18 protein-coding genes and 1 riboswitch are annotated in these 19,385 nt (G+C 41.4%); of the genes, 10 read left to right on the forward strand and 8 right to left on the reverse strand.

Going from position 1 to position 19,385, the window contains the following annotated elements:
• The first annotated feature begins 163 nt into the window (after positions 1–163).
• Positions 164–1,498 carry a Na+/H+ antiporter NhaC family protein gene (locus tag FTV50_RS11870; RefSeq protein WP_180024525.1) on the forward strand — a complete coding sequence of 445 codons (1,335 nt, stop codon included), beginning with the start codon at positions 164–166 and terminating at the stop codon, positions 1,496–1,498.
• An 84-nt stretch (positions 1,499–1,582) separates the two neighbouring features.
• On the opposite strand, the gene FTV50_RS11875 is transcribed toward FTV50_RS11870, so the two are convergent.
• Positions 1,583–2,611, reverse strand: a complete 1,029-nt coding sequence (locus FTV50_RS11875; protein ID WP_078194135.1) for an AraC family transcriptional regulator — start codon at positions 2,609–2,611, stop codon at positions 1,583–1,585.
• A gap of 145 nt (positions 2,612–2,756) precedes the next feature.
• Here FTV50_RS11875 and FTV50_RS11880 point away from each other — a divergent pair, with 145 nt between their 5' ends.
• Entirely contained in the window at positions 2,757–3,632 is an 876-nt protein-coding gene (locus FTV50_RS11880; RefSeq protein WP_078191325.1) for a metal-dependent hydrolase, read from the forward strand.
• Positions 3,633–3,682: 50 nt separating this feature from the next.
• On the opposite strand, the gene FTV50_RS11885 is transcribed toward FTV50_RS11880, so the two are convergent.
• The 6 genes from FTV50_RS11885 to FTV50_RS11910 form a co-directional block, all read right to left on the reverse strand.
• On the reverse strand, positions 3,683–4,675 hold the full coding sequence (locus tag FTV50_RS11885) for a DUF2804 domain-containing protein (protein ID WP_078194136.1): 993 nt from the start codon (positions 4,673–4,675) through the stop codon (positions 3,683–3,685).
• 145 nt (positions 4,676–4,820) lie between these two features.
• Entirely contained in the window at positions 4,821–5,339 is a 519-nt protein-coding gene (locus tag FTV50_RS11890; RefSeq protein ID WP_180024526.1) for a DUF1543 domain-containing protein, read from the reverse strand.
• A 21-nt stretch (positions 5,340–5,360) separates the two neighbouring features.
• Positions 5,361–6,086, reverse strand: a complete 726-nt coding sequence (locus tag FTV50_RS11895; RefSeq protein ID WP_180024527.1) for a CPBP family intramembrane glutamic endopeptidase — start codon at positions 6,084–6,086, stop codon at positions 5,361–5,363.
• Positions 6,087–6,297: 211 nt separating this feature from the next.
• Positions 6,298–7,524 carry a tryptophan synthase subunit beta gene (gene trpB, locus FTV50_RS11900; RefSeq protein ID WP_180024528.1) on the reverse strand — a complete coding sequence of 409 codons (1,227 nt, stop codon included), beginning with the start codon at positions 7,522–7,524 and terminating at the stop codon, positions 6,298–6,300.
• Positions 7,508–8,149: a phosphoribosylanthranilate isomerase gene (locus FTV50_RS11905; protein ID WP_180024529.1), complete on the reverse strand. Its 642-nt coding sequence runs from the start codon at positions 8,147–8,149 to the stop codon at positions 7,508–7,510. The genes trpB and FTV50_RS11905 overlap by 17 nt, the downstream gene beginning before the upstream one ends.
• Before the next feature lie 160 nt (positions 8,150–8,309).
• Positions 8,310–10,130, reverse strand: coding sequence for a TonB-dependent receptor domain-containing protein (locus tag FTV50_RS11910; RefSeq protein ID WP_180024530.1), 1,821 nt, complete (start codon positions 10,128–10,130; stop codon positions 8,310–8,312).
• Between the two features lie 125 nt (positions 10,131–10,255).
• Positions 10,256–10,420, reverse strand: a riboswitch (cobalamin riboswitch).
• A 237-nt stretch (positions 10,421–10,657) separates the two neighbouring features.
• Here FTV50_RS11910 and FTV50_RS11915 point away from each other — a divergent pair.
• The 3 genes from FTV50_RS11915 to FTV50_RS11925 all read left to right on the forward strand — a co-directional run bounded on the left by FTV50_RS11915 (position 10,658) and on the right by FTV50_RS11925 (position 14,035).
• Entirely contained in the window at positions 10,658–12,505 is a 1,848-nt protein-coding gene (locus tag FTV50_RS11915) for a TonB-dependent siderophore receptor (RefSeq protein WP_257223916.1), read from the forward strand.
• 46 nt (positions 12,506–12,551) lie between these two features.
• The gene (locus FTV50_RS11920; RefSeq protein WP_067767700.1) at positions 12,552–13,136 is read left to right on the forward strand and encodes a cob(I)yrinic acid a,c-diamide adenosyltransferase; all 585 of its coding nucleotides are present in this window, start codon (positions 12,552–12,554) and stop codon (positions 13,134–13,136) included.
• A gap of 185 nt (positions 13,137–13,321) precedes the next feature.
• The gene (locus FTV50_RS11925) at positions 13,322–14,035 is read left to right on the forward strand and encodes a glycerophosphodiester phosphodiesterase (RefSeq protein ID WP_180024532.1); all 714 of its coding nucleotides are present in this window, start codon (positions 13,322–13,324) and stop codon (positions 14,033–14,035) included.
• Between the two features lie 66 nt (positions 14,036–14,101).
• Here FTV50_RS11925 and FTV50_RS11930 read toward each other — a convergent pair whose 3' ends face one another.
• Positions 14,102–14,635, reverse strand: a complete 534-nt coding sequence (locus tag FTV50_RS11930; RefSeq protein WP_180024533.1) for an META domain-containing protein — start codon at positions 14,633–14,635, stop codon at positions 14,102–14,104.
• Positions 14,636–14,824: 189 nt separating this feature from the next.
• Here FTV50_RS11930 and FTV50_RS11935 point away from each other — a divergent pair, with 189 nt between their 5' ends.
• The 5 genes from FTV50_RS11935 to FTV50_RS11955 all read left to right on the forward strand — a co-directional run bounded on the left by FTV50_RS11935 (position 14,825) and on the right by FTV50_RS11955 (position 19,299).
• Positions 14,825–15,985, forward strand: coding sequence for an acyl-CoA desaturase (locus FTV50_RS11935; RefSeq protein WP_180024534.1), 1,161 nt, complete (start codon positions 14,825–14,827; stop codon positions 15,983–15,985).
• A 120-nt stretch (positions 15,986–16,105) separates the two neighbouring features.
• The gene (locus FTV50_RS11940) at positions 16,106–17,551 is read left to right on the forward strand and encodes a YdiU family protein (RefSeq protein WP_180024535.1); all 1,446 of its coding nucleotides are present in this window, start codon (positions 16,106–16,108) and stop codon (positions 17,549–17,551) included.
• A gap of 112 nt (positions 17,552–17,663) precedes the next feature.
• Positions 17,664–18,269: a murein L,D-transpeptidase family protein gene (locus FTV50_RS11945; RefSeq protein WP_180024536.1), complete on the forward strand. Its 606-nt coding sequence runs from the start codon at positions 17,664–17,666 to the stop codon at positions 18,267–18,269.
• A gap of 35 nt (positions 18,270–18,304) precedes the next feature.
• A complete protein-coding gene (locus FTV50_RS11950) occupies positions 18,305–18,676 on the forward strand; it encodes an MmcQ/YjbR family DNA-binding protein (RefSeq protein WP_218950741.1) in 372 nt (123 codons plus the stop codon).
• 191 nt (positions 18,677–18,867) lie between these two features.
• Entirely contained in the window at positions 18,868–19,299 is a 432-nt protein-coding gene (locus tag FTV50_RS11955; RefSeq protein ID WP_180010991.1) for a hypothetical protein, read from the forward strand.
• Positions 19,300–19,385 lie beyond the last annotated feature (86 nt).

A 19,385-nucleotide genomic window follows, 5' to 3' on the forward strand; every position in this document is an offset into this window, starting at 1 on the left:
ATGCCTAATTTTAGGATCTGGCAAAATTATAAGGTTTTAGATTAACTTAATTTTATCATCAAAAAAATGTTAAAAATAACAGGCTTAGCATTTACATTTTAATTTTCCTTAAATTGCAAAACCTGCTTTATACTAGCCGCATACTTTTATTTTTTTATCTCCTATGTCCTCCGATTCACAAGTGAAAGTGCCTGCTCGGGCATTTGCACTGCTCCCGCTTATTGTTTTTCTGACCATTTTTTTGGGCAGTGGTATTTACCATTCCATCATTGGAACTGAGTTTGCGTTCTATCAAGTGAAAGCCCCAGTCGCTGCTCTTCCTGCAATTGTATTGGCAATTTTGCTCTATCGCGGCAAGATAAATGACGCGATTGATACATTTATGAAAGGTGCCAGCCACCCGAATTTGATCTTAATGTTCATGGTCTTTATGCTCGCTGGTGCTTTTGCCAGTGTCAGCAGTGCCATCGGTAGTGTCGATGCAACAGTGCAATTGGGACTATCGGTGATTGCGCCTGAGTTCGTGCTGCCTATGCTGTTTATTATTGCGGCCTTTATTGCCACAGCGATGGGAACCTCCATGGGCACTATTGCAGCCTGTGCACCAATTGCCTTTGGTTTTACACAAGTCACCGAAATTGAAGTGGTGTATGCCATTGGTGCTGTGGTCGGCGGTGCTATGTTTGGTGATAATCTGTCGATGATTTCAGATACCACTATTGCTGCAACGAACAGTCAAAAAGTTCAACTTCGCGATAAATTTAAGGTCAATGTTTGGATTGCTGTTCCTGCATCGATCGTCAGCATCTGTATTTATTTATTCATGAGTCAAGGCTCACAAGCGATTGAACACAAAGCCTATAATGCGTGGCTGATCTTGCCGTATTTAGCCGTATTTATTTTGGCCTTTTCACGTTTGCACGTGCTTGCTGTACTGACTATTGGTGTCTTACTGTCTAGCTTGATTGGTTTGGTCATTCAACCTGAATTTAATTTTTTAAGCTTAAATAATTCTATTTATGCCGGCTTTACCGGCATGTTTGAAGTTGCCCTGCTTTCTATTTTCTTAGGTGGTATTTCTGCCATTATGCAAAAAGAAGGCGGTTTAGAATGGCTGATTCAACGTATTTACAGCATGACACGCTGCTTTAAAGTTGGTGCTGAACGCGCAGGTGAAATTGGTATCAGTTTCTTGGTGATTTTCTCCAACCTATTTGTAGCAAACAACACTGTCGCAATTATTTTATCTGGTGACATGGCACGTGAAGTCGCGAAAGAATATGGTGTAGACCCTAAACGTGCTGCTGCACTTTTGGACATTTTCTCTTGCGTAGTCCAAGGTCTCATTCCTTATGGCGCTCAGCTGTTACTGGCTTGTTCGATCGCAAAACTTTCGCCTGTAGAACTGATTGGTAGTGTGTATTACTGTTGGGTTTTGGCGATCTTTGCCATTCTGGCCATTTTACTGCGTTATCCAAAATTAAAAGCTGCGGCATAAGCTTGGCTTAAAAGAAAAGCGGTCGTTTGACCGCTTTTTTTAATGCTGTATGAATGGCTTTTCTTGACGAGCAATCTGCACGTTTTATTCTAATTTCAAGGCTTTTTTTCGCGCCAACAATGTCTCTCCGCTATATGCCTTAAAAGCACGTGCCAAAGCAGACTGATCTGAATAACCTAGCTGTAAAGCGATATCTGTCAAATGGGTTTGCTGTGAAAGTAGATATTCACAGCGTTTCATCCGTTCAAGCTCCAAAAGCCGTTTAAACGAAGTGCCTTTCTCCTGTAACTGTCGTTGCAGGGTTCTGACTGACAGATGTAACTCCTCTGCTAACCATTCTATTTTAGGGGCTTGCTGCTGTAATTTGAGATAATCTGCTATGCATTGTTGCATCTGTTGAATTGGATCTGAATGTTGCGAACGAGCAGCTATCGCCTCTTCGGCTTGACGTAATAACAATTGCATCAGTGACGGATCAGCAAGTTCTGACTTTAAATCCAAACTATCGGCATGAATCACAAATGAATATTTAAGGGTCGAAAATTCCATTTGGCAGCCATAAAACTTTTCATAGTGATAACGTGCCATCCGCGGCGCATGGGCAAAATGAATGCAGAGTAACTTTAAAGAATCTGGAAAAATTTGCTTGGCCAAATGTGCCATACAGGCCATGGTCAACTCATTCACCAAAGCATATTCATCATCATGCTGTGGCCAAGACAGAATAATTTGATGATCTTGATGGCTCATATTCATTGGCACAATTTGCGCCCCATCAATCACCAAACGACTAAATCGCATCACATATTGCAAAGCATCTGCAACGCTATTACTCAGTGTCGCCATATAGCCTAACACCCCAAAATGCTCCGCACGAATATACTTGGCCATTTCAAAAACCAATTGCGGACAATCCAGATGCTGCTGAGTCAGTTGCATGATGCTGTTAAAAAAAGAATTCGGCGATTGAGAGTCGATCGGCAAAGACAGCACATGCTGAATTTGCGCAGCATACGGCGCAATCCATTCGAGCTGTGTATAGTTTAATTCACGCTCAATTAAGACCATATTCCACAGTTGGAAGTAACCATTTGGGATCTGAATTTCAGCCATCTCGCCCCTCTTTCTGACCTGCCAATTCTGACATTTTATATTTTCATCATGGCGTAAAATGTATAAAAATTGGCAATATCTGTCAAAACAAAGTGCAATTTCTCCGACATACTGCAATCAATACGACTCGCACAGAAAAAATATCATGAATGCTATCGTCAAATATCAAGTCGAACCTATTGTTCGCACAAAACTGAATTTTAAGTTAGAAGAAATCCCGCGCTATTGGTTTGGCGGAGACCCCTTTTTAACTCGTATGTTTGATGCCTTGAGCCTGACCTTTCCTGATGGCGAGCGCTATTTTATTGAATCTGTACGTCTGTTCCGCAGTCAAATTCAAGACCCTGATTTACAGCAACGTGTCGCTGACTTTATTCGTCAAGAAGCGCAGCACGGTATGGCGCATGACAAAATGAATATGTTGATGAAACAACAAGGCATGCCTGTCGATGCGTTCATTAAACGTCTAAATAAAATTTTTAAATTTGAACTGAGCAAACGCTCACCAGAATACAACATTGCCATGACGGCTTCCGCCGAGCATTTAACTGCTCTGATGGCTGAAACGTTCTGTAGCCAAAAGTCCGTACTAGAATCTGCGCATCCTTATGTCCGTGCATTATTTATTTGGCATGCGATAGAAGAAATGGAACATCGCGATGTAGCTTTTGATGTAATGAAAGATGTGGCTAAGGTCGATGAAAATTTAAAGAAATTTACTTTGGTCTGGACTAGTGGATTGATGCTCGGCTTTACCTTATACCGTGCCAATGTGATGCTGAAACATGACGGCTTTAGTTTCACTGAACGTTTAAAATTAAATATGAAAGGCTTACCGTGGTTCTTTGGTAAAAATGGCACCCTCACCCGAATGAGCAAGCCATATCGAGATTGGTTTAAAAAAGACTTCCATCCGAGTCAGCATCCCATTGTGCAAAATTATGATCTTTGGTTAAAAACTTATGAAGAAACCAATGATCCGATACAAGCAGCTGAAGTGTTTTGGCAAGCAGCAAAATAAAAATTGAATAAAAAAAGCCGCATCGATTGCGGCTTTTTATAGGCTTAGACTTACCATTTTGCATAGTGCTGCTCAAGTAAACCATATTCATTTAAGAATACAATTTCTTCGCCATCACGTTGAATTGTACCGCTAATTTTTGCCTGCCATTGACTGAACTGACTACCGACCAATCTTAAATTCAGGTTTTCATAGCGCCGCCAACCTGTGGTGACGATCAAATTTAAGCTGTTATCTAATGAACTAATATTCCATTGATTATCGCCTTGTTGCTGGAACAGCACATCAGACATGGCATATAGATGTCCATTGACCCACAGACAATTTTCATTACCAAAGCTTTCATTTACCCCAGAGGCAAGATTGATCCCAACGCGTCGATTTTGACTGTCCCAAAAGTTACACGACAGCCAGAACCATGCGGTTTCAGGACGAAGAAAACCACAGGTATCATCTAAAGACACCAATGTCCGGTCATGAAATTGAATGGTCTTGCCTTGCTTATTGATAAAGAAACCTTCACACCCTAACGTCGTCAATTTTTGAGTATAGGTCCAACCATTAATCCCTGTGGGGCTACACATACTCAGCGGATCAGTCCCTGCGCAAAACACTCGAGCGCTCAGTTTGAGTTCGCCATGTTTTGACATTTGAATGTATCGCACACCATTGGCATGCTGAATGTCCAGTTGAATCCCTGACTTAATAAAATGACTCTGATTAAATAAAGGTTGTTCATCTAAAACGGTATTGCGTGATAGGAAATTAATCGAATTCCATTCCAACACTTCATTCGTAATATGATCATACACATAGACAAAACCGTGCCCCGCCCACGCGATATCGGCGATCGCTAGACCAATCGTATAATGTTCATGCTGAATACAACAAAATTTAAATTTTTTATATTTTAAACGCTTACGCCAACCTTGAAGTCGTTTTCCATACGGTGTCTTATATTCATACTTACTTAAATCGATGCGATTGGGAAGTTCACTAAAACGCCCATAATGCGGCTGTCCATTCGGCCGTATTAAATCCATATACGCCATTCCATTGAGGTTTAAGGTCTAAATCCTGAATGTTATTATGCCTATTATTTAACGCCTGAAAAGACAATCCATCTGATTTCAGGCGAATATCACAAAAAAATATAAAAGCTGACATTTCAGCTCTTAATCATCACAATTATTCATTTATTAAGATGTAATCATTTTTCCATGAATTTTGCTGGCTATGCGGGGTTTCAACCAATTCGATATAGCGCCCATAGACATGATCAATCGCAATACAATCATCAACATCTAGGGTTCGGTCGGTATGTTGTTTTTGCCAATGTGACTCAAAAAAAGCCTTGCCCCGTTGTTTTGCAACGCTGGCATTTTGTCCTGTCACCAAAACATAACGATGTAATTCACCAAATTCGCGGGCATCATATCCACCGAGATTAATCAGCCATAATTTTTCACTTTCAGCTCGAGGCGCGGCATCACAAAATTGGATGCGATAATGTCGATTTTCAGTGCAGACTGTATGTACCTGTGCCCAAGCATCAATATGTAAGCCTTTTTGCTCACCAAACCATGCCGTTCTCAGTTGTGGATAAACATCTTCTAATGCGTTACCCACTGCAAGAATGACGTCATGCACTTCAATATTTGCTCTTGGATGGCGTCCGCCGAGCATCACCATAAATAAACTGGACACAATCTCCCCCTATTTTTGACTTCAACTGCCCACATAGGGCTGAAGTAATTTCAATAAAATCACGCCGCCTAACGATAGTACTGCATTGTTGACGAAATGAATGAGTAAGACATGCCAAATGTTACGCGTCCACAAATAGATCAGGTTGAGAAATAGACCTGCCGCCATAAAACTGATGGTCGCAATCAAATCGCCATCAAAATTATGATAATGAATCAAGCCGAATAAGATTGAGTTCAGTAAGACCAAAATCACTCGCCATAGCCACGGCTGTACAAAAAGCTTTTGCAGCAAGGTATAGCGGAAAATAATATCTTCAAGCAAAGCGGTAAATAATGGCCCAAGGCTGATGATCAGCAAGCTAAAAAACGCAATCGTATTAGGATCAATGGTCGATTCTTTTTCAATGCTCTCACCAACGGGCAACAGACTGCGTGTAAAAGAAATCACCACTTGTAAAGCGACTGCACCGACAACCACCAACAGGCTTGAACGCCAAAAGGCCTGTTTATACTTTTGCCAGTGCGTATACAGCATCGTTTTATAGAGCCAACACACGGCAATAAATAAAATACCGCGAAAGATCGAATCACCCAAAGCAACCTGAGCTGAAACACCAAAAAATTGGTCTAAGACATAACTGTTGAACAAGATCAGCGGAAGAATGCACAGCGCAAAAGTATCACGCCATTGCCAATAAATATGGGTTGGAAAGGATTCTGCACGAACCAATTGGGTAAACGTCATTGTTATAAAGTCTTTCTAAAGCAATAAAATTTACACAGTATTGTGATTTATTTCACACTTTTATTCTGCATCAGTTTTGTAGTGATTTGCCTTAATAAAATTTTCAGCCAAAAAAAAATCGCGCGGAATTGCTTCTGCGCGATTTTTTAATCCTCACCTTTAACAAAGCAGGGCTTTTCCCCTCTTTATTAAAGAGGGGTTGGGGGAGATTTTACATCTCAACCATTTCCACGCCATCAATGCGGGCAACGGTCATTAAGTCTTTATCACCACGGCCTGATACAGTCGCAATAATGATTTGGTCTTTGTCCATGGTCGGCGCAAGTTTCGTCACATAAGCCATCGCATGTGAGCTTTCCAATGCAGGGATAATACCTTCAATTTGGGTTAAATCACGGAAGCCTTGTAGCGCTTCAGTGTCATTGATTGGCACATAGTTCACACGGTGCATATCTTTGAGGAAACTGTGCTCAGGGCCTACACCTGGGTAGTCCAGGCCTGCAGAGATTGAATGTGTTTCAATGATTTGACCTTGATCATCCGACATCAAGTACGTACGGTTACCGTGAAGTACACCGACATGACCTGCGTTTAATGGTGCAGAATGCTTGCCCGTTTCAATGCCGTAGCCTGCAGCTTCAACACCGTACATTTTCACATCTTCATCATTTAAGAATGGATAGAATAAGCCCATTGCATTTGAACCGCCGCCTACACATGCAACAAGCGCATCTGGTAAACGGCCAGCTTGTTCCTGAATTTGTTTACGCGCTTCACGACCAATAATCGATTGGAAATCACGAACCAATTGCGGATACGGATGCGGACCTGCAACGGTACCAATCACATAATAAGTTGAATCAACATTGGTTACCCAGTCACGCATCGCTTCGTTCATGGCATCTTTCAATGTTTTTGAACCGCTTTCTACAGGTACAACTGTCGCGCCAAGCAAACGCATACGGTACACGTTCATCGCTTGACGTTTTACGTCTTCTGCACCCATGAACACTACGCATTCAAGGCCTAAACGCGCTGCAATTGTTGCCGTTGCTACACCGTGCTGACCTGCGCCAGTTTCCGCAATAATACGTTTTTTACCTGAAAGCTTAGCCAGCAAAGCCTGACCAATGGTGTTATTCACTTTATGTGAACCTGTATGGTTCAGGTCTTCACGTTTTAAATAAATTTGCGCACCACCCAACTCTTTCGACCATCGTTCAGCATAATACAAAGGACTAGGACGACCGACGTAATACGCCAAGTCACGGTCGAATTCTGCCAAAAACTGGGCATCATCTTTCATGCGGAAATAGAGCTTTTCTAAGTCCTTAAGTGCTGCCATTAGAGTTTCTGACACAAAACGCCCGCCATGAATACCGAAATGCCCTTGTGCGTCAGGGAATTGGGTATAGTCAATCTTATTTTGCTGATCCACGATGGACTCCTTGCATAAAGCGTTCTATGAGTTGTTGGTCTTTAATACCTTTTGCCGATTCTACACCACCACTCACATCTACGGCGTAAGCACCTGTGGTTCGAATCGCATCTTCAATATTGTCTGGCTTTAAACCGCCTGCCAAAATTAAAGGAATATCGAGTTTTGGGAACTTCGCCCAGTCAAAGCTATGCCCTGTACCGCCTTTTAGCTCTGGATGCCATGCATCCAATAGTACGGCGCTTGCCCCTGCTTCTTGAAAGGCTTGAATCTCGCTAATCACGTCCAAATCAGGCTTGACCTGAATGGCTTTATACCAGCGGCGTCCAACGGTCTGCGCAATTGTTTGGCACTGTTCAGGGCTTTCATCGCCATGAAACTGCAGGATATCTACAGGTGAAATTTTTAAAATATTCTGTATGTCTGCAGCCGATGCATCCACGAATAAACCGACGGTCTGCACATACGGCGGCACATGCTGAATCAGTTCAGCAGCCTGCACTGCCGTTACACTGCGCGGACTTGGCGCAAAGAATACAAATCCGATCGCATCTACGCCAGCTTGGACGACAGATTGAATATCTTGAATACGTGTAATTCCGCAGATTTTGGCACGGGTTCGCATGTTGTTTTGGCTCTGACTCCGCCCTATTCATAGCCTATCTATGAATATGAAGGCGAATCATTGTAATGCAATTTTCATGCATTGCGTGGATTTTCAGCATGATTACTGTGCAAAAATCAAAAGCCCTGAATGATCAGAGCTTTTTGAATCATTGAATCGATTATTTCATTGTATAACGTAAGGTTAGCCAAGCAGTACGGCCGTCTTGACGGTAGTAGTAATCACTCCATGAGTCATACACGGTGTAATATTCTTTATCAAACATATTGGCAAGTTTGGTTTGTACAGAAAATTCAGGAGTCGCTTGATAGGTTAAACGTACATCTGCTGTCGCAAAACTGCCAAAGCTTGTTGTATTAGCTGCATCCTTATAACGCTGGTCTTCTGCGTGTACAGAGCCACCTAGCGTCCATTTATCCATCGTATAATCTGCAGATACATTCAATAATTGACCTGCACGACCCGCAATTTGATTGCCTTTGGTCGCTCCAGAATTATATTCAGGCTCTTGATAAGTATAGTTTAAGTTCCACGTGAAGTTGTCTAGTGACTGCCCGAACTCAGCTTCTACACCCTTAATTTTTGCTTTTGCAATATTGGTTCCGCCTGAAATCATATTATCAATTTCATTATGGAAGGCAGAAATAGACCAGTTTAGCCATTGTGACCCTTTGAATCCAATTTCAATATTTTCAGACTCTTCAGGGACTAAGTTTGGATTTGACCAGCCCGGATAATATAAGTCATTAAATGTTGGTGAGCGGAAAGCGGTACCGTAAGAAACATAAGTGCTGTAATTGTCGTTAAATGAATAACCAACAGCGGCATTGCCTGTGGTGTGATCACCAAACTGTTCGTTATCATCTAAGCGAATAGCAGCTTGCAGGTTCACTCGACCAAAATCGCCAAGATATTGCGCATAGTAACCGACATTATCACGTTCTTTTTCATCGTAATTGGTGGTGCTGTCGACTTGATCATTTAAGTAATCCACACCCACCAATAGTGTGTTATTTGCATTGAAAGATAATGTGTTTAACCAGCTAATGCTATCTTTTGTGGTATCAAATACACCCGTCGATTTATCTGCACTAAAGGTTTCGTATTTATCTTCTGAACGGCCAAATTTAAGCTGCATTTTCCAAAGATCTACAGGAGAATAGCTAAAGCCAACGCCATACACATTTTGCTCAACCTTGTTATAAGGATTTAGGTTATATGGACTATCGTAATTTGTTTCGCCATTTACATAGAGAACATTAAAATCAGCTGCAAATTGATCATTAAACTGATGACCCGCTTTAATTGACGCAGAATAGTTTTCATAACCATCTTTATCTGTTTCAGTCGGCAAAGTTGTTACATCTAAACTTTGTGTTTTCAAGCCTGCCAAACTCAGCGTCGCCCAAGAATTATCCTGACGAATATTCACACCGACATTTGCATCGTAAGTTTCATGTGAACCATATTTGAGCGAAGCAAATGGTTTTACGCCATTTTGCGTCCCTTTACGGGTGAAGATTTGAATCACACCGCCTACAGCTTCAGAACCATATAAACTTGAGCGCGGACCTTTGACCACTTCTACACGTTCAATTTGATCAACTGGCAAATGCTCAAATGAAGTTTGGCCAGAAGTTGCCGAGCCAAGCTTTTGGCCATCCACCAACACCAATACCGCCGTAGAGCCAGTACCACGAATGGAAATACTGGTTGGCTGGCCTAGGCCGCCAGAGTTGGTATAGGTCACACCTGGTACGGTACGTAGCAATTCTTGCAAAGACGTAAATTGCTTGCGCTCAATTTCTTCACGGTTAATCACGGTCACTGCCGCCAAAGTTTTTTGTGAGTCTTGCTCTACAATATTGGCAACCGTGTTGGTAATGACTGGAAGCTGATGAACTTGGTCTGCTGCCATCGCAGCAGAAAGTGGAGATAAAACAAAAAGCGACCCGATAAGAGTCTTAGAAAAAGAATGCATGCTGTATTCCCCGATCGCACCGCCCGTGCGAATAATAAAATGGATAACGCAGGCGGATTCAGGGGCAGCAATGCAAGGCCAATATTGGCGTAATGATGCAATCCCGCTATAACGCCCGCCGCATTATGTATAGGTCTGCATCAGGCCGGTCTCCGGACTTAAGGATTTATCGAAATAAAGCCTATTCACCGTTGCGGGGGCAGTGTCAGATAACAACAGCTCTATACTGCTGGACTGACTTCCCAGTTTCACTTCTCAATTAAGGAAGCACCTGAAGCATGGGGCAGATTAGTTTCTGCCCCACAGCAAGTCAAGCTGAATATGCAGCAACACTAAAATGCCCGATAGATTTGATTGTTCGATAAATCGGAGTTCTCTATACTTAAGCCATTCACAACAGTTGGCATGGGAAGTTTCCACAACACTGCCCCCGCAACGGTGCGCAAGCCATGCCTTGCCAGTCCGATACCTGCTCACTGTGTTCTATCACTCAATCATTTACGTGGGGTAAATGTATGGAGCTTTGTATGCCTTTTCCTTTTCAGCCGACTGCGCTTGCAGCTGGCATATCTGCGCTTTGTATTTTTAACTCCCAACTGTCTATTGCAGCAGATTCCATTGCACAACCTAGAATGGATACCATTGTCGTCACAGCAACACGTTCTGCAGAAAAATTAGAAAATGTACCTGCACGTATCGCCATTATTGAACCTGCAACCGTTGCACAATCCCCTATTTCCCAAATGAGTGATTTGCTGCGTAACGATGCGTCTATCAATATGGTACAAAACGGCGGCTTAGGACAAGTGGCTTCGATTTTTGTGCGAGGCACAGAATCCGACCATACCTTAGTACTGCGCGATGGCGTGCGTTTGAACTCGGCTACATCAGGCATGGCGCCATTACAATTTTTAGACACCACCGATATTCAGCAAATCGAAGTTTTAAAAGGCCCTGCTTCTGTATTGTATGGCTCAGATGCGATTGGCGGTGTGGTACAAATTATTTCCAAGACGCCCTCAGAAAATACCGCCTTTGCCAGTACCGAAGTGGGTGAACACAAAACCTATAAAAGCATTATTGGTGCAGATGCCACAAAAAATGGCTATTACGCACAGATTCGAGGGCAACGCTTAGAATCAGATGCCACCAAAGTTTTTGACCTAGATGAACTGAGTACAGCAAGCTATGACCAAAAAGGCTGGAGTGCAAAAGTCGGATCAAAACAAGAAAATCATGCATATTCATTGGACTACAGTCATAACGATGGTCGCAGCTTTTATGTCAGTTGTAGCAATGAAGATAAAGACTATAACTGCCTAACCTACAGCAATGTCGCGCAAGACTTTAACAATGAAATGATCAGCCTACGTGGTGAAGTGCGTCTATTACCTGCTTTAGAATTACATGCTCGACTTTCTCAATTCAAAGATGAGCTAGATCAGGTCACAACAGCTGATTTTACCCACAATAAAACCCAAGAGGCGGAAATCTATTCCAAATTTGATCTGACGCCAAAGCAAACGCTTTTAAGTGGGATCACACACCGTAAAATCAGCGGTGACATCGTGTCATATGGCACGGCCTATCAAGATGATAACCGCAGCACGGGTTATTACTTACAGCATCAATATCATCAAGATGGTCTTAATACACAACTCGGAATTCGCCTAGAAGACGATGCAAAGTATGGCAGCCATACCATTGGTCAAGCTGCAATTCGTCTGCAAGCACTGCCTTTAACCAGCGTGTATGCCAATATTGGTACAGCATTTAAATCACCAACCTTAGACGAACGCTATAACAGTTGGTCAGGCAATCCAAACTTAAAGCCTGAAGAAAGCATTTCTTATGAAATTGGCGTCGACCAAAAGCTGAATCATGGGCTAAGTACCGGTCTATCCGTGTACCATACCAAAATCGACCATCTGATTGTGAATGGCCCTAATTACACTTTAGAAAATCTAAATACAGCGGTTTATCAAGGTGTGGAAACCTATCTGCAATGGCAAAATGGGGGATGGTCAAGCAAACTCAGCTATCATTATGTGAAAGCGCAAGATGATGAGAAAAAACAAGATTTACAGCGTCGCCCACGTCAGAATTTAAGCTTGACTACAGGTTGGAGCAATGACATTTATGGCATGAATGCAACCTTGAATGCCAAGTCAGATACCGTGGATTATCAGGCACGCAATCCCGGATATGCCACTATTGATATGAGTGCATTTTGGAATATCAATCCCAACCTCAAAGTCTTTACCAATTTACAAAATATTGGTGATGTCGAATACAAAACCTCATCGTATGGTTCAGGTTTGTATTATATGAATGGCGGGCGTTTAGCCTCTATCGGTGTCACTGTTAAATATTAATACACATCACTTTATTCAACTTTTAATCAAAAAATGGACAATTAAAATGGGCCACCGCTTAAGTAAAATTTATACCCGCACAGGCGATTCAGGTACGACAGGTCTTGGCGACGGATCACGCGTAGCCAAAGATGATTTACGTATTGAAGCCTTAGGAGATGTCGATGAACTCAATTCAAGCATTGGTATTCTGCGTTCGCACATCGCACTTAGCAGTATTGAAGACAAAGCGACTTGGGATAAATCCCTCAGCCTGATTCAGCATTGGTTATTCGACCTTGGCGGTGAAGTCTGCATTCCAAACTTCAACTTGGTACAACCTGTGTCAATTGAGTTTTTGGAAAATGACATTGACCGTATGAATGAAGCGCTGCCAATGCTCAAAGACTTTATCCTGCCATCAGGAACATTGGTGTGCAGCTTTGCCCATCAAGCTCGTGCAGTTTGCCGCCGTGCAGAACGTCGTTTAATGGCTGTACATAACCGTGACCAGAACATTCAAGCACCGTCATTGCAGCTTTTGAACCGACTTTCAGACTGGTTATTTGTCGCATCGCGTACATTACAACGCGCTGAAGGTGGTTCTGAGGTGCTGTGGCAGAAAAATATTAACGACACGATTGATCAATAAGTTTTGGATTCAAAAATTGCTCAAATCCTTTGACCAATTAAAAGTCTATTTTACATTGAAATAAATTGAAACATTTCGTCCGATCATTCTTGTAATTCAAAATGATCGGCTCAAAATAATAGTGTCATCTCCCTGTCATGCTTACAGGACACTATGTTTTTATCTTTCAATTTTGCAGGCCCTTTATGCGCATAATCGGACACCGTGGCGCTCGTGGCGAAGCACCTGAAAACACCCTTGGTGGTTTTCAATATATTCAAGATTTAGGGATTCGTGCTGTCGAATTTGACGTTCGGCAACTTAAAGATCGTGCCCTAGTGATCATGCATGATGACCAATTTATGCGAACGACAGGTCAAGATAAACATCTATATGAATGTAGTTCACAAGAGTTAGAACCCTATAACCATGCTGTGACTTGGTCAGAATGGAATAAAGTTGAGCCGACGCCACTGCTCGAACAAACGCTCAAAATTATTCATAACTTCGATCATATTGAAGTCGAAGTGAAAGCAGTGAAGACACAGACTGAAGCTGAAACGCTGACTGAAACCTTGGAACAACAGCTCCAAGGTTTCGAACATTCCGCGGTGATCACCAGTTTTGACCCTAAAATTCATCTTGCTTTGCAACAAAAAAAATCCGGCTTCAAACGCGGGCTTTTGGTTGAAACGGACGTAAAATTTAAAGCGATTGAACAAGCACTCGAATTGGGTTGTATCCAAATCGGTTGGATGAACCAACTTGCCAATTCAGACATTATTCAGGCCACACAGCAGGCAAAATTAAATGTGAGTGTATGGACCGTCAACGACGTTGATCGTGCTAAACAGCTTAAAGATTGGGGCATCAACGGTTTAATTACCGACTATCCTAAATTAATGATGCAGCATTTTTAATGCTGCTTTATCCACCTAGATTTGTGTAATTCACTTCTCGATCAACACGTCGCTATTTTAATCGGTCTATTTTCTTTCTAAAACCAATACAGTTTGTCCCCGACTGTTTTGCATCGTCATCTGTTTCCCTTTTATTTGGAATTGTGTTGCGGCTTGCAAGGCATCTGAAAGTTCAGCCTCTTGAGCCAAAGCCGAATCACAGCTGAAATAACCTGCTCGGGCATTCAGATCAATGCTGTGTTTTAAGGTATCGATCACATAAGTACCACTGATAGTGTTACATCCCGTATTTCCCTGAATTTGTCGAAATTGCGAATTGAACTGAAGATAAGGTTGATGATGAAAGAACTTTGCTTTTTGTCCAGCGATTTTCACAATCGTCCATGGAATATCTTGTATCCCATCGTTCACGCGAATAACTTTTAATGGCTGCTCAACGCTGCTGCCATATGACTTCCCTTGTGACTTTGTAGTCACTGTCTGTGTAGGAGAATTTTGACAAGCCATCAGTCCAAGACAACTGATCAGAAAGCTGCCCCAGATGCAGTATTTGATAAGTAATTTCAGATTATTTTGACAAATTTGCTGATTTTTTGGCATCTTTTTACTCCACAAAAAGTCAAATAACTTCAGTCGTATTATGTTACTGTTTAGAACAATACAACTGTACAATAACAGTGGTGAAAACGGGTTTTCCCGTGCTACTATTCTGTACGTTTAAAATCCCTTAAAAATTTAATGGGATTCGTCCTATCTATACCTCCCAAGGTTTCAGGAGTGCTGTTGGAGATGAATGCTCCCTTACCCAAAGCCCCAATGAACTGGATTGCCATTTTTGCATTGGTGTTTTTACCTATTGTCGCAGTTATTGCAATTCCGTTATATGCCATTAATCATGATTTTAGTGCCGCTGCTTGGATCAGTATGTTTGTTTTACTGGGTGTCAGTAGTTTAGGTATTACCGCAGGTTATCACCGCTTATGGGCACACCGTGCTTATGAAGCAACCTTGCCTTTAAAAATCATTTTAATGCTCATGGGTACTTTTGCAGTTCAAAATAGTATTTTATTTTGGGCTTCAGGCCACCGTACACATCACCGTCATGTTGATGATGTGGATCAAGATCCATACTCAATCAACCGTGGTTTTTGGTATGCACACATTGGTTGGATGCTTCGTGATTATCCTGCAGCAGCACCAAACTATAAAAATGCACCTGACTTATTAAAAGATAAAGTCGTGATGTTCCAAGACAAATATTACATCCCTCTAGTGATTGCCGTTCACGCAGCTATTTTGTTGCCAATTGGTTGGGCTGTAGGTGATATGTGGGGCGTTCTATTATTGGGCGGTTTAATGCGTTTAATCTTAAGCCATCATGTAACTTTCTTTATTAACTCACTTTGCCATATGTGGGGAAAACGTCCGTATACTGATGAAAATACAGCACGCGACAACTTTGTTCTAGCTATTGCTACTTGGGGTGAGGGTTATCATAACTATCACCACATTTTCCAATACGACTACCGTAATGGTGTGAAATGGTGGCAATACGATCCAACAAAATGGTTAATTTGGAGCTGCTCTAAATTAGGTCTTGCTAAAAATTTACGCCGTATTCCTAGCTTTAATATTAAAAAAGCTGAGTTGGCTATGAAGTTCAAGTATGCTGAACAAGACCTTGCGATTTATGGTCTCAACATGACCGATGACATCGCCACAGCAAAACAACGTATTTCTCAAGAATATGATGCGTTTTCGCAAACCTTAAATGACTGGGCAAAATTAAAAGAACAGGAAATTCAAGCGAAGAAAACCGCCGTTGCTGAAAAAATTCATCAAATGGATGACAAACTCAAACTTGAATTCCAGCAAGTTGAACAACGCCTATCTCAGCACCGTGAAACACTGAATCAATTAATGCGTAATTTGAAAAAGAGAACCGCTTAATTGTTTTAAGCTTCTCAAATGATATAGCCTCCCTTGTGGAGGCTTTATCATTTTAAGCTACAGTTTTTCTATCTGGTCTTTGCTATAGTTTCAACATAATTTGAATTTTTAAAGATCATTATGCTGTTCAATGCCCGATATAACACCCTGCCACCTCGCTTGTACCATCATCAGCAGCCTGTACCCTTAAAAGGCTCAAAAGCAGGACATTTCAATGCTGCTTTGGCTGAACAGTTACAATGGTCGGATGAAGATAAAGCTCAATGGATAGAGATTTGCAGCGGGCAAAAAACCTTTGAGGAATTTGAGCCGCTAGCGATGGTCTATGCAGGTCACCAGTTTGGACAATGGGCAGGCCAATTGGGCGATGGACGCGGCTTATTGATTGGGCAAATCATCGATAAACATGGGCAAACCATTGACCTCCATCTCAAAGGTGCTGGCTCGACCCCTTACTCACGCATGGGCGATGGCCGTGCGGTGCTACGTTCAGTAATTCGGGAATATCTTGCAGGACATGCGCTGAACAGCTTAGGTGTTGCATCAAGCAATGCCGTGGGTTTTACCAGCTCTGAACAAGGCGTACAGCGTGAAAAACTCGAGCTTGGCGCGATGATGCTACGTACATCTGACTGTCATATCCGATTGGGACATTTTGAATGGATCAATCAATATCAGGGTGATTTACTACCTGAATTCACGCAAAAATGCATCGAATGGCACTATCCTGAATGCTTGAATGCCGAACAACCGATTTTAGCTTTTGCCACTCAAGTCATTCAGCGTACCGCAGTGATGATTGCCAAATGGCAGCTCATTGGTTTCGCACATGGCGTGATGAATACCGACAATCTGAATATTACTGGTTCAACACTCGATTTTGGACCTTATGGATTTATGGAGCGCTTCCGCCCAAACTGGATCAACAACCATTCGGATTACCAAGGCCGCTATACCTATCAGCAGCAGCCGAGCATTGGGCATTGGAATTTATGGCAATGGCTGAATAATCTCATTCCGCTCTGCCCTACGGACTATGACAAAGAACAGTGGAAAGAAGATTTAGCTAAGTGCTTAGAGCATTTTGAACTGACCTTCTTGGAACATTATAAATTGGGCTTAGCTCAGAAAATGGGTTTGCCAAGTTTCCATAAAGACAGCTTTGACTGCGCCATGGCCTTTTTGCGTATTCTGCAAAGTGAACAGCTGGACTACACGCAAAGCTTTATTCGTCTGCAAAATCATGAATATGAAGCCATTAAAGATGACAGTTTAGACCGTCGCGCATTTGAAGGTTTCTTGGCCCAATATGAAAGCATCCGTGCGCATCAGGACACCGATGCTTTAGATGCTGAAATGGCAAAGGCCAATCCGCATTATATTTTGCGAAATCACATGGCGCAAAAAGCCATTGAACTGGCAGAGCGTAATGATTTTTCTGAAGTTGAGCGTTTGTTTACATTATTGAGCCAACCATTTACTAAACAACCTGACCTAGAAAAAACTGAAGATTTAGGACCTTTACCAAGTGATGTGCCTGAAGTGATGGTCAGCTGCTCGTCTTAAAAAATTATCCACAAATCCACATTTCACTCGAATCAAAATTGTGGATAATTTAAACATTATCCACAATTCAGAAATCGATGGACTGCGAAAGCAGTTTATCCACTAAATTACAATGACAAGAAAACGTATCTCCATTTTTAGTTTCGCCATCCTCATCTGTATTGTCGCTGCCTGCTTTGCCTATCAAAAATTTGAAAAATATCTACCTACACCTGCCAATGCACTGGCCTTTCCACCTGAATTAAGCGATGCACAAATTCAAAAAATTCGCACAGAAACGCCGATCGACAATATTCAGGTACATAAAGCTGAGCGTTATTTAGAGTTAAAACATCAGGATCAGGTCATTCGGCGTTACCCGATGCGTCTGGGTTTTCAACCGCTTGGACATAAAGTTCAAGAAGGTGATGGCAAAACGCCTGAAGGCAGCTATATGATTGATTGGCGCAATCCGCAAAGCGCATTTTATAAATCTTTGCATATCTCTTACCCCAATGCGGCCGATAAACAGAAGGCTAAAAATCTAGGGGTTTCTGCAGGTGGTGACATTATGATTCATGGTTCGGCGACCAGTTTACAAATGAAAGCTGCACCACAACTGATGACGTATTTCCCACAAAAAGATTGGACTTGGGGCTGTATTGCAGTGCGCAATATTGATATGGATGAAATTTGGCAACTGGTGAATAATGATACAGCGATTAATATTCATCCTTAGGCTTTAACGCTCAGGCTTATTTTTGGGTATCCCCTATGATTGCATTACATGCTGTAGCTGCGAAGACAGCCTTAGTCCTGCCAGAAACCACGTGCAGCCAGCCTTTTGGTGAAGGCTGTGATGTGTTTAAAGTGATGGATAAGGTTTTTATGCTGAGTTTTCATTTAGAAGGCAAAGCAGCGATCAATTTAAAAGTGCTGCCAGACAATGGCGCAATGTTTAGAGATATTTATCCCTTTATTCGTGCGGGCTGGCATATGAATAAGAAGCATTGGATTTCTGTTTTTACAGATGAAGAATTGGAAGAAGAACTGCTGCAGGATTTGGTGCTGAATTCTTATGAATTAGTTGTATCGAAGTTAAATAAAGGACAGCGGCAAAGGATTGAGTTGCTGAGGAGTGTTTAGATAACACTTCCCTTACAATTAAGTTAATATTGAGAATTTCAAATAATCACTATTATGTTAATTAGATAGTTGTTTGGTGCCCCACTGTTTATAAAATAACGAGTTAGAAACTTTATTATTTATTAGTCTCGTTTAATCCTGATTTTTTATGTTAATATTTTTCTTAACATTAAGAATTTTAATAATTTATTATGGATGATAATTCTAAACAAGTTGAGCTACACAAACAACATACAGCTTTAGTTGAAAAAACTACTTTTATGTTTCTTACAGCAGCAACAGCTTCAATTGGTTTTATTTTGACTCAGCTAAAGCAGGTCATTTGGAGTGATTTAATTTGGTTAATTATAGGATCATTGCTTTTTTTAGCATTAAGTTTCATTTTCGGATCTGCTCAATTAGGGCATAAGGCAAATTTTTTAAAATTTAATTCTGAATACTTAAGTCTATTATCTAAAAAGTCTAGTACTATGGATGAAGCTAAATTATTAGTTAAGAATTTTGAAAATGCAGCAAATAAATTAACATCAACAAGTAAATGGCAGAAAATGTTTCTTTTTTTAGGTGCAGTACTTTATTTCATATATTCAATTCTGGATATTTATTTAAAATCCGTTATTTAAATTTCATAAAATTAACATAATACACGTTATACGAAATAATTTATTTTATCCAATACAAATCATATTCTTATAAAAAGCTGTCCTAG

The sequence above is a fragment of the Acinetobacter sp. YH1901134 genome (genome assembly GCF_013416965.1).
Taxonomy (GTDB): domain Bacteria; phylum Pseudomonadota; class Gammaproteobacteria; order Pseudomonadales; family Moraxellaceae; genus Acinetobacter; species Acinetobacter amyesii.

Excerpts from the sequence above, each read along its gene's own strand:
- FTV50_RS11870 (WP_180024525.1), top strand. The coding sequence starts at position 164 with ATGTCCTCCGATTCACAAGTGAAAGTGCCTGCTCGGGCATTTGCACTG.
- FTV50_RS11875 (WP_078194135.1), bottom strand. The coding sequence starts at position 2,611 with ATGGCTGAAATTCAGATCCCAAATGGTTACTTCCAACTGTGGAATATG.
- FTV50_RS11880 (WP_078191325.1), top strand. The coding sequence starts at position 2,757 with ATGAATGCTATCGTCAAATATCAAGTCGAACCTATTGTTCGCACAAAA.
- FTV50_RS11885 (WP_078194136.1), bottom strand. The coding sequence starts at position 4,675 with ATGGATTTAATACGGCCGAATGGACAGCCGCATTATGGGCGTTTTAGT.
- FTV50_RS11895 (WP_180024527.1), bottom strand. The coding sequence starts at position 6,086 with ATGACGTTTACCCAATTGGTTCGTGCAGAATCCTTTCCAACCCATATT.
- FTV50_RS11905 (WP_180024529.1), bottom strand. The coding sequence starts at position 8,149 with ATGCGAACCCGTGCCAAAATCTGCGGAATTACACGTATTCAAGATATT.
- FTV50_RS11910 (WP_180024530.1), bottom strand. The coding sequence starts at position 10,130 with ATGCATTCTTTTTCTAAGACTCTTATCGGGTCGCTTTTTGTTTTATCT.
- FTV50_RS11915 (WP_257223916.1), top strand. The coding sequence starts at position 10,658 with ATGCCTTTTCCTTTTCAGCCGACTGCGCTTGCAGCTGGCATATCTGCG.
- FTV50_RS11920 (WP_067767700.1), top strand. The coding sequence starts at position 12,552 with ATGGGCCACCGCTTAAGTAAAATTTATACCCGCACAGGCGATTCAGGT.
- FTV50_RS11925 (WP_180024532.1), top strand. The coding sequence starts at position 13,322 with ATGCGCATAATCGGACACCGTGGCGCTCGTGGCGAAGCACCTGAAAAC.
- FTV50_RS11930 (WP_180024533.1), bottom strand. The coding sequence starts at position 14,635 with ATGCCAAAAAATCAGCAAATTTGTCAAAATAATCTGAAATTACTTATC.
- FTV50_RS11935 (WP_180024534.1), top strand. The coding sequence starts at position 14,825 with ATGAATGCTCCCTTACCCAAAGCCCCAATGAACTGGATTGCCATTTTT.
- FTV50_RS11940 (WP_180024535.1), top strand. The coding sequence starts at position 16,106 with ATGCTGTTCAATGCCCGATATAACACCCTGCCACCTCGCTTGTACCAT.
- FTV50_RS11945 (WP_180024536.1), top strand. The coding sequence starts at position 17,664 with ATGACAAGAAAACGTATCTCCATTTTTAGTTTCGCCATCCTCATCTGT.
- FTV50_RS11950 (WP_218950741.1), top strand. The coding sequence starts at position 18,305 with ATGATTGCATTACATGCTGTAGCTGCGAAGACAGCCTTAGTCCTGCCA.
- FTV50_RS11955 (WP_180010991.1), top strand. The coding sequence starts at position 18,868 with ATGGATGATAATTCTAAACAAGTTGAGCTACACAAACAACATACAGCT.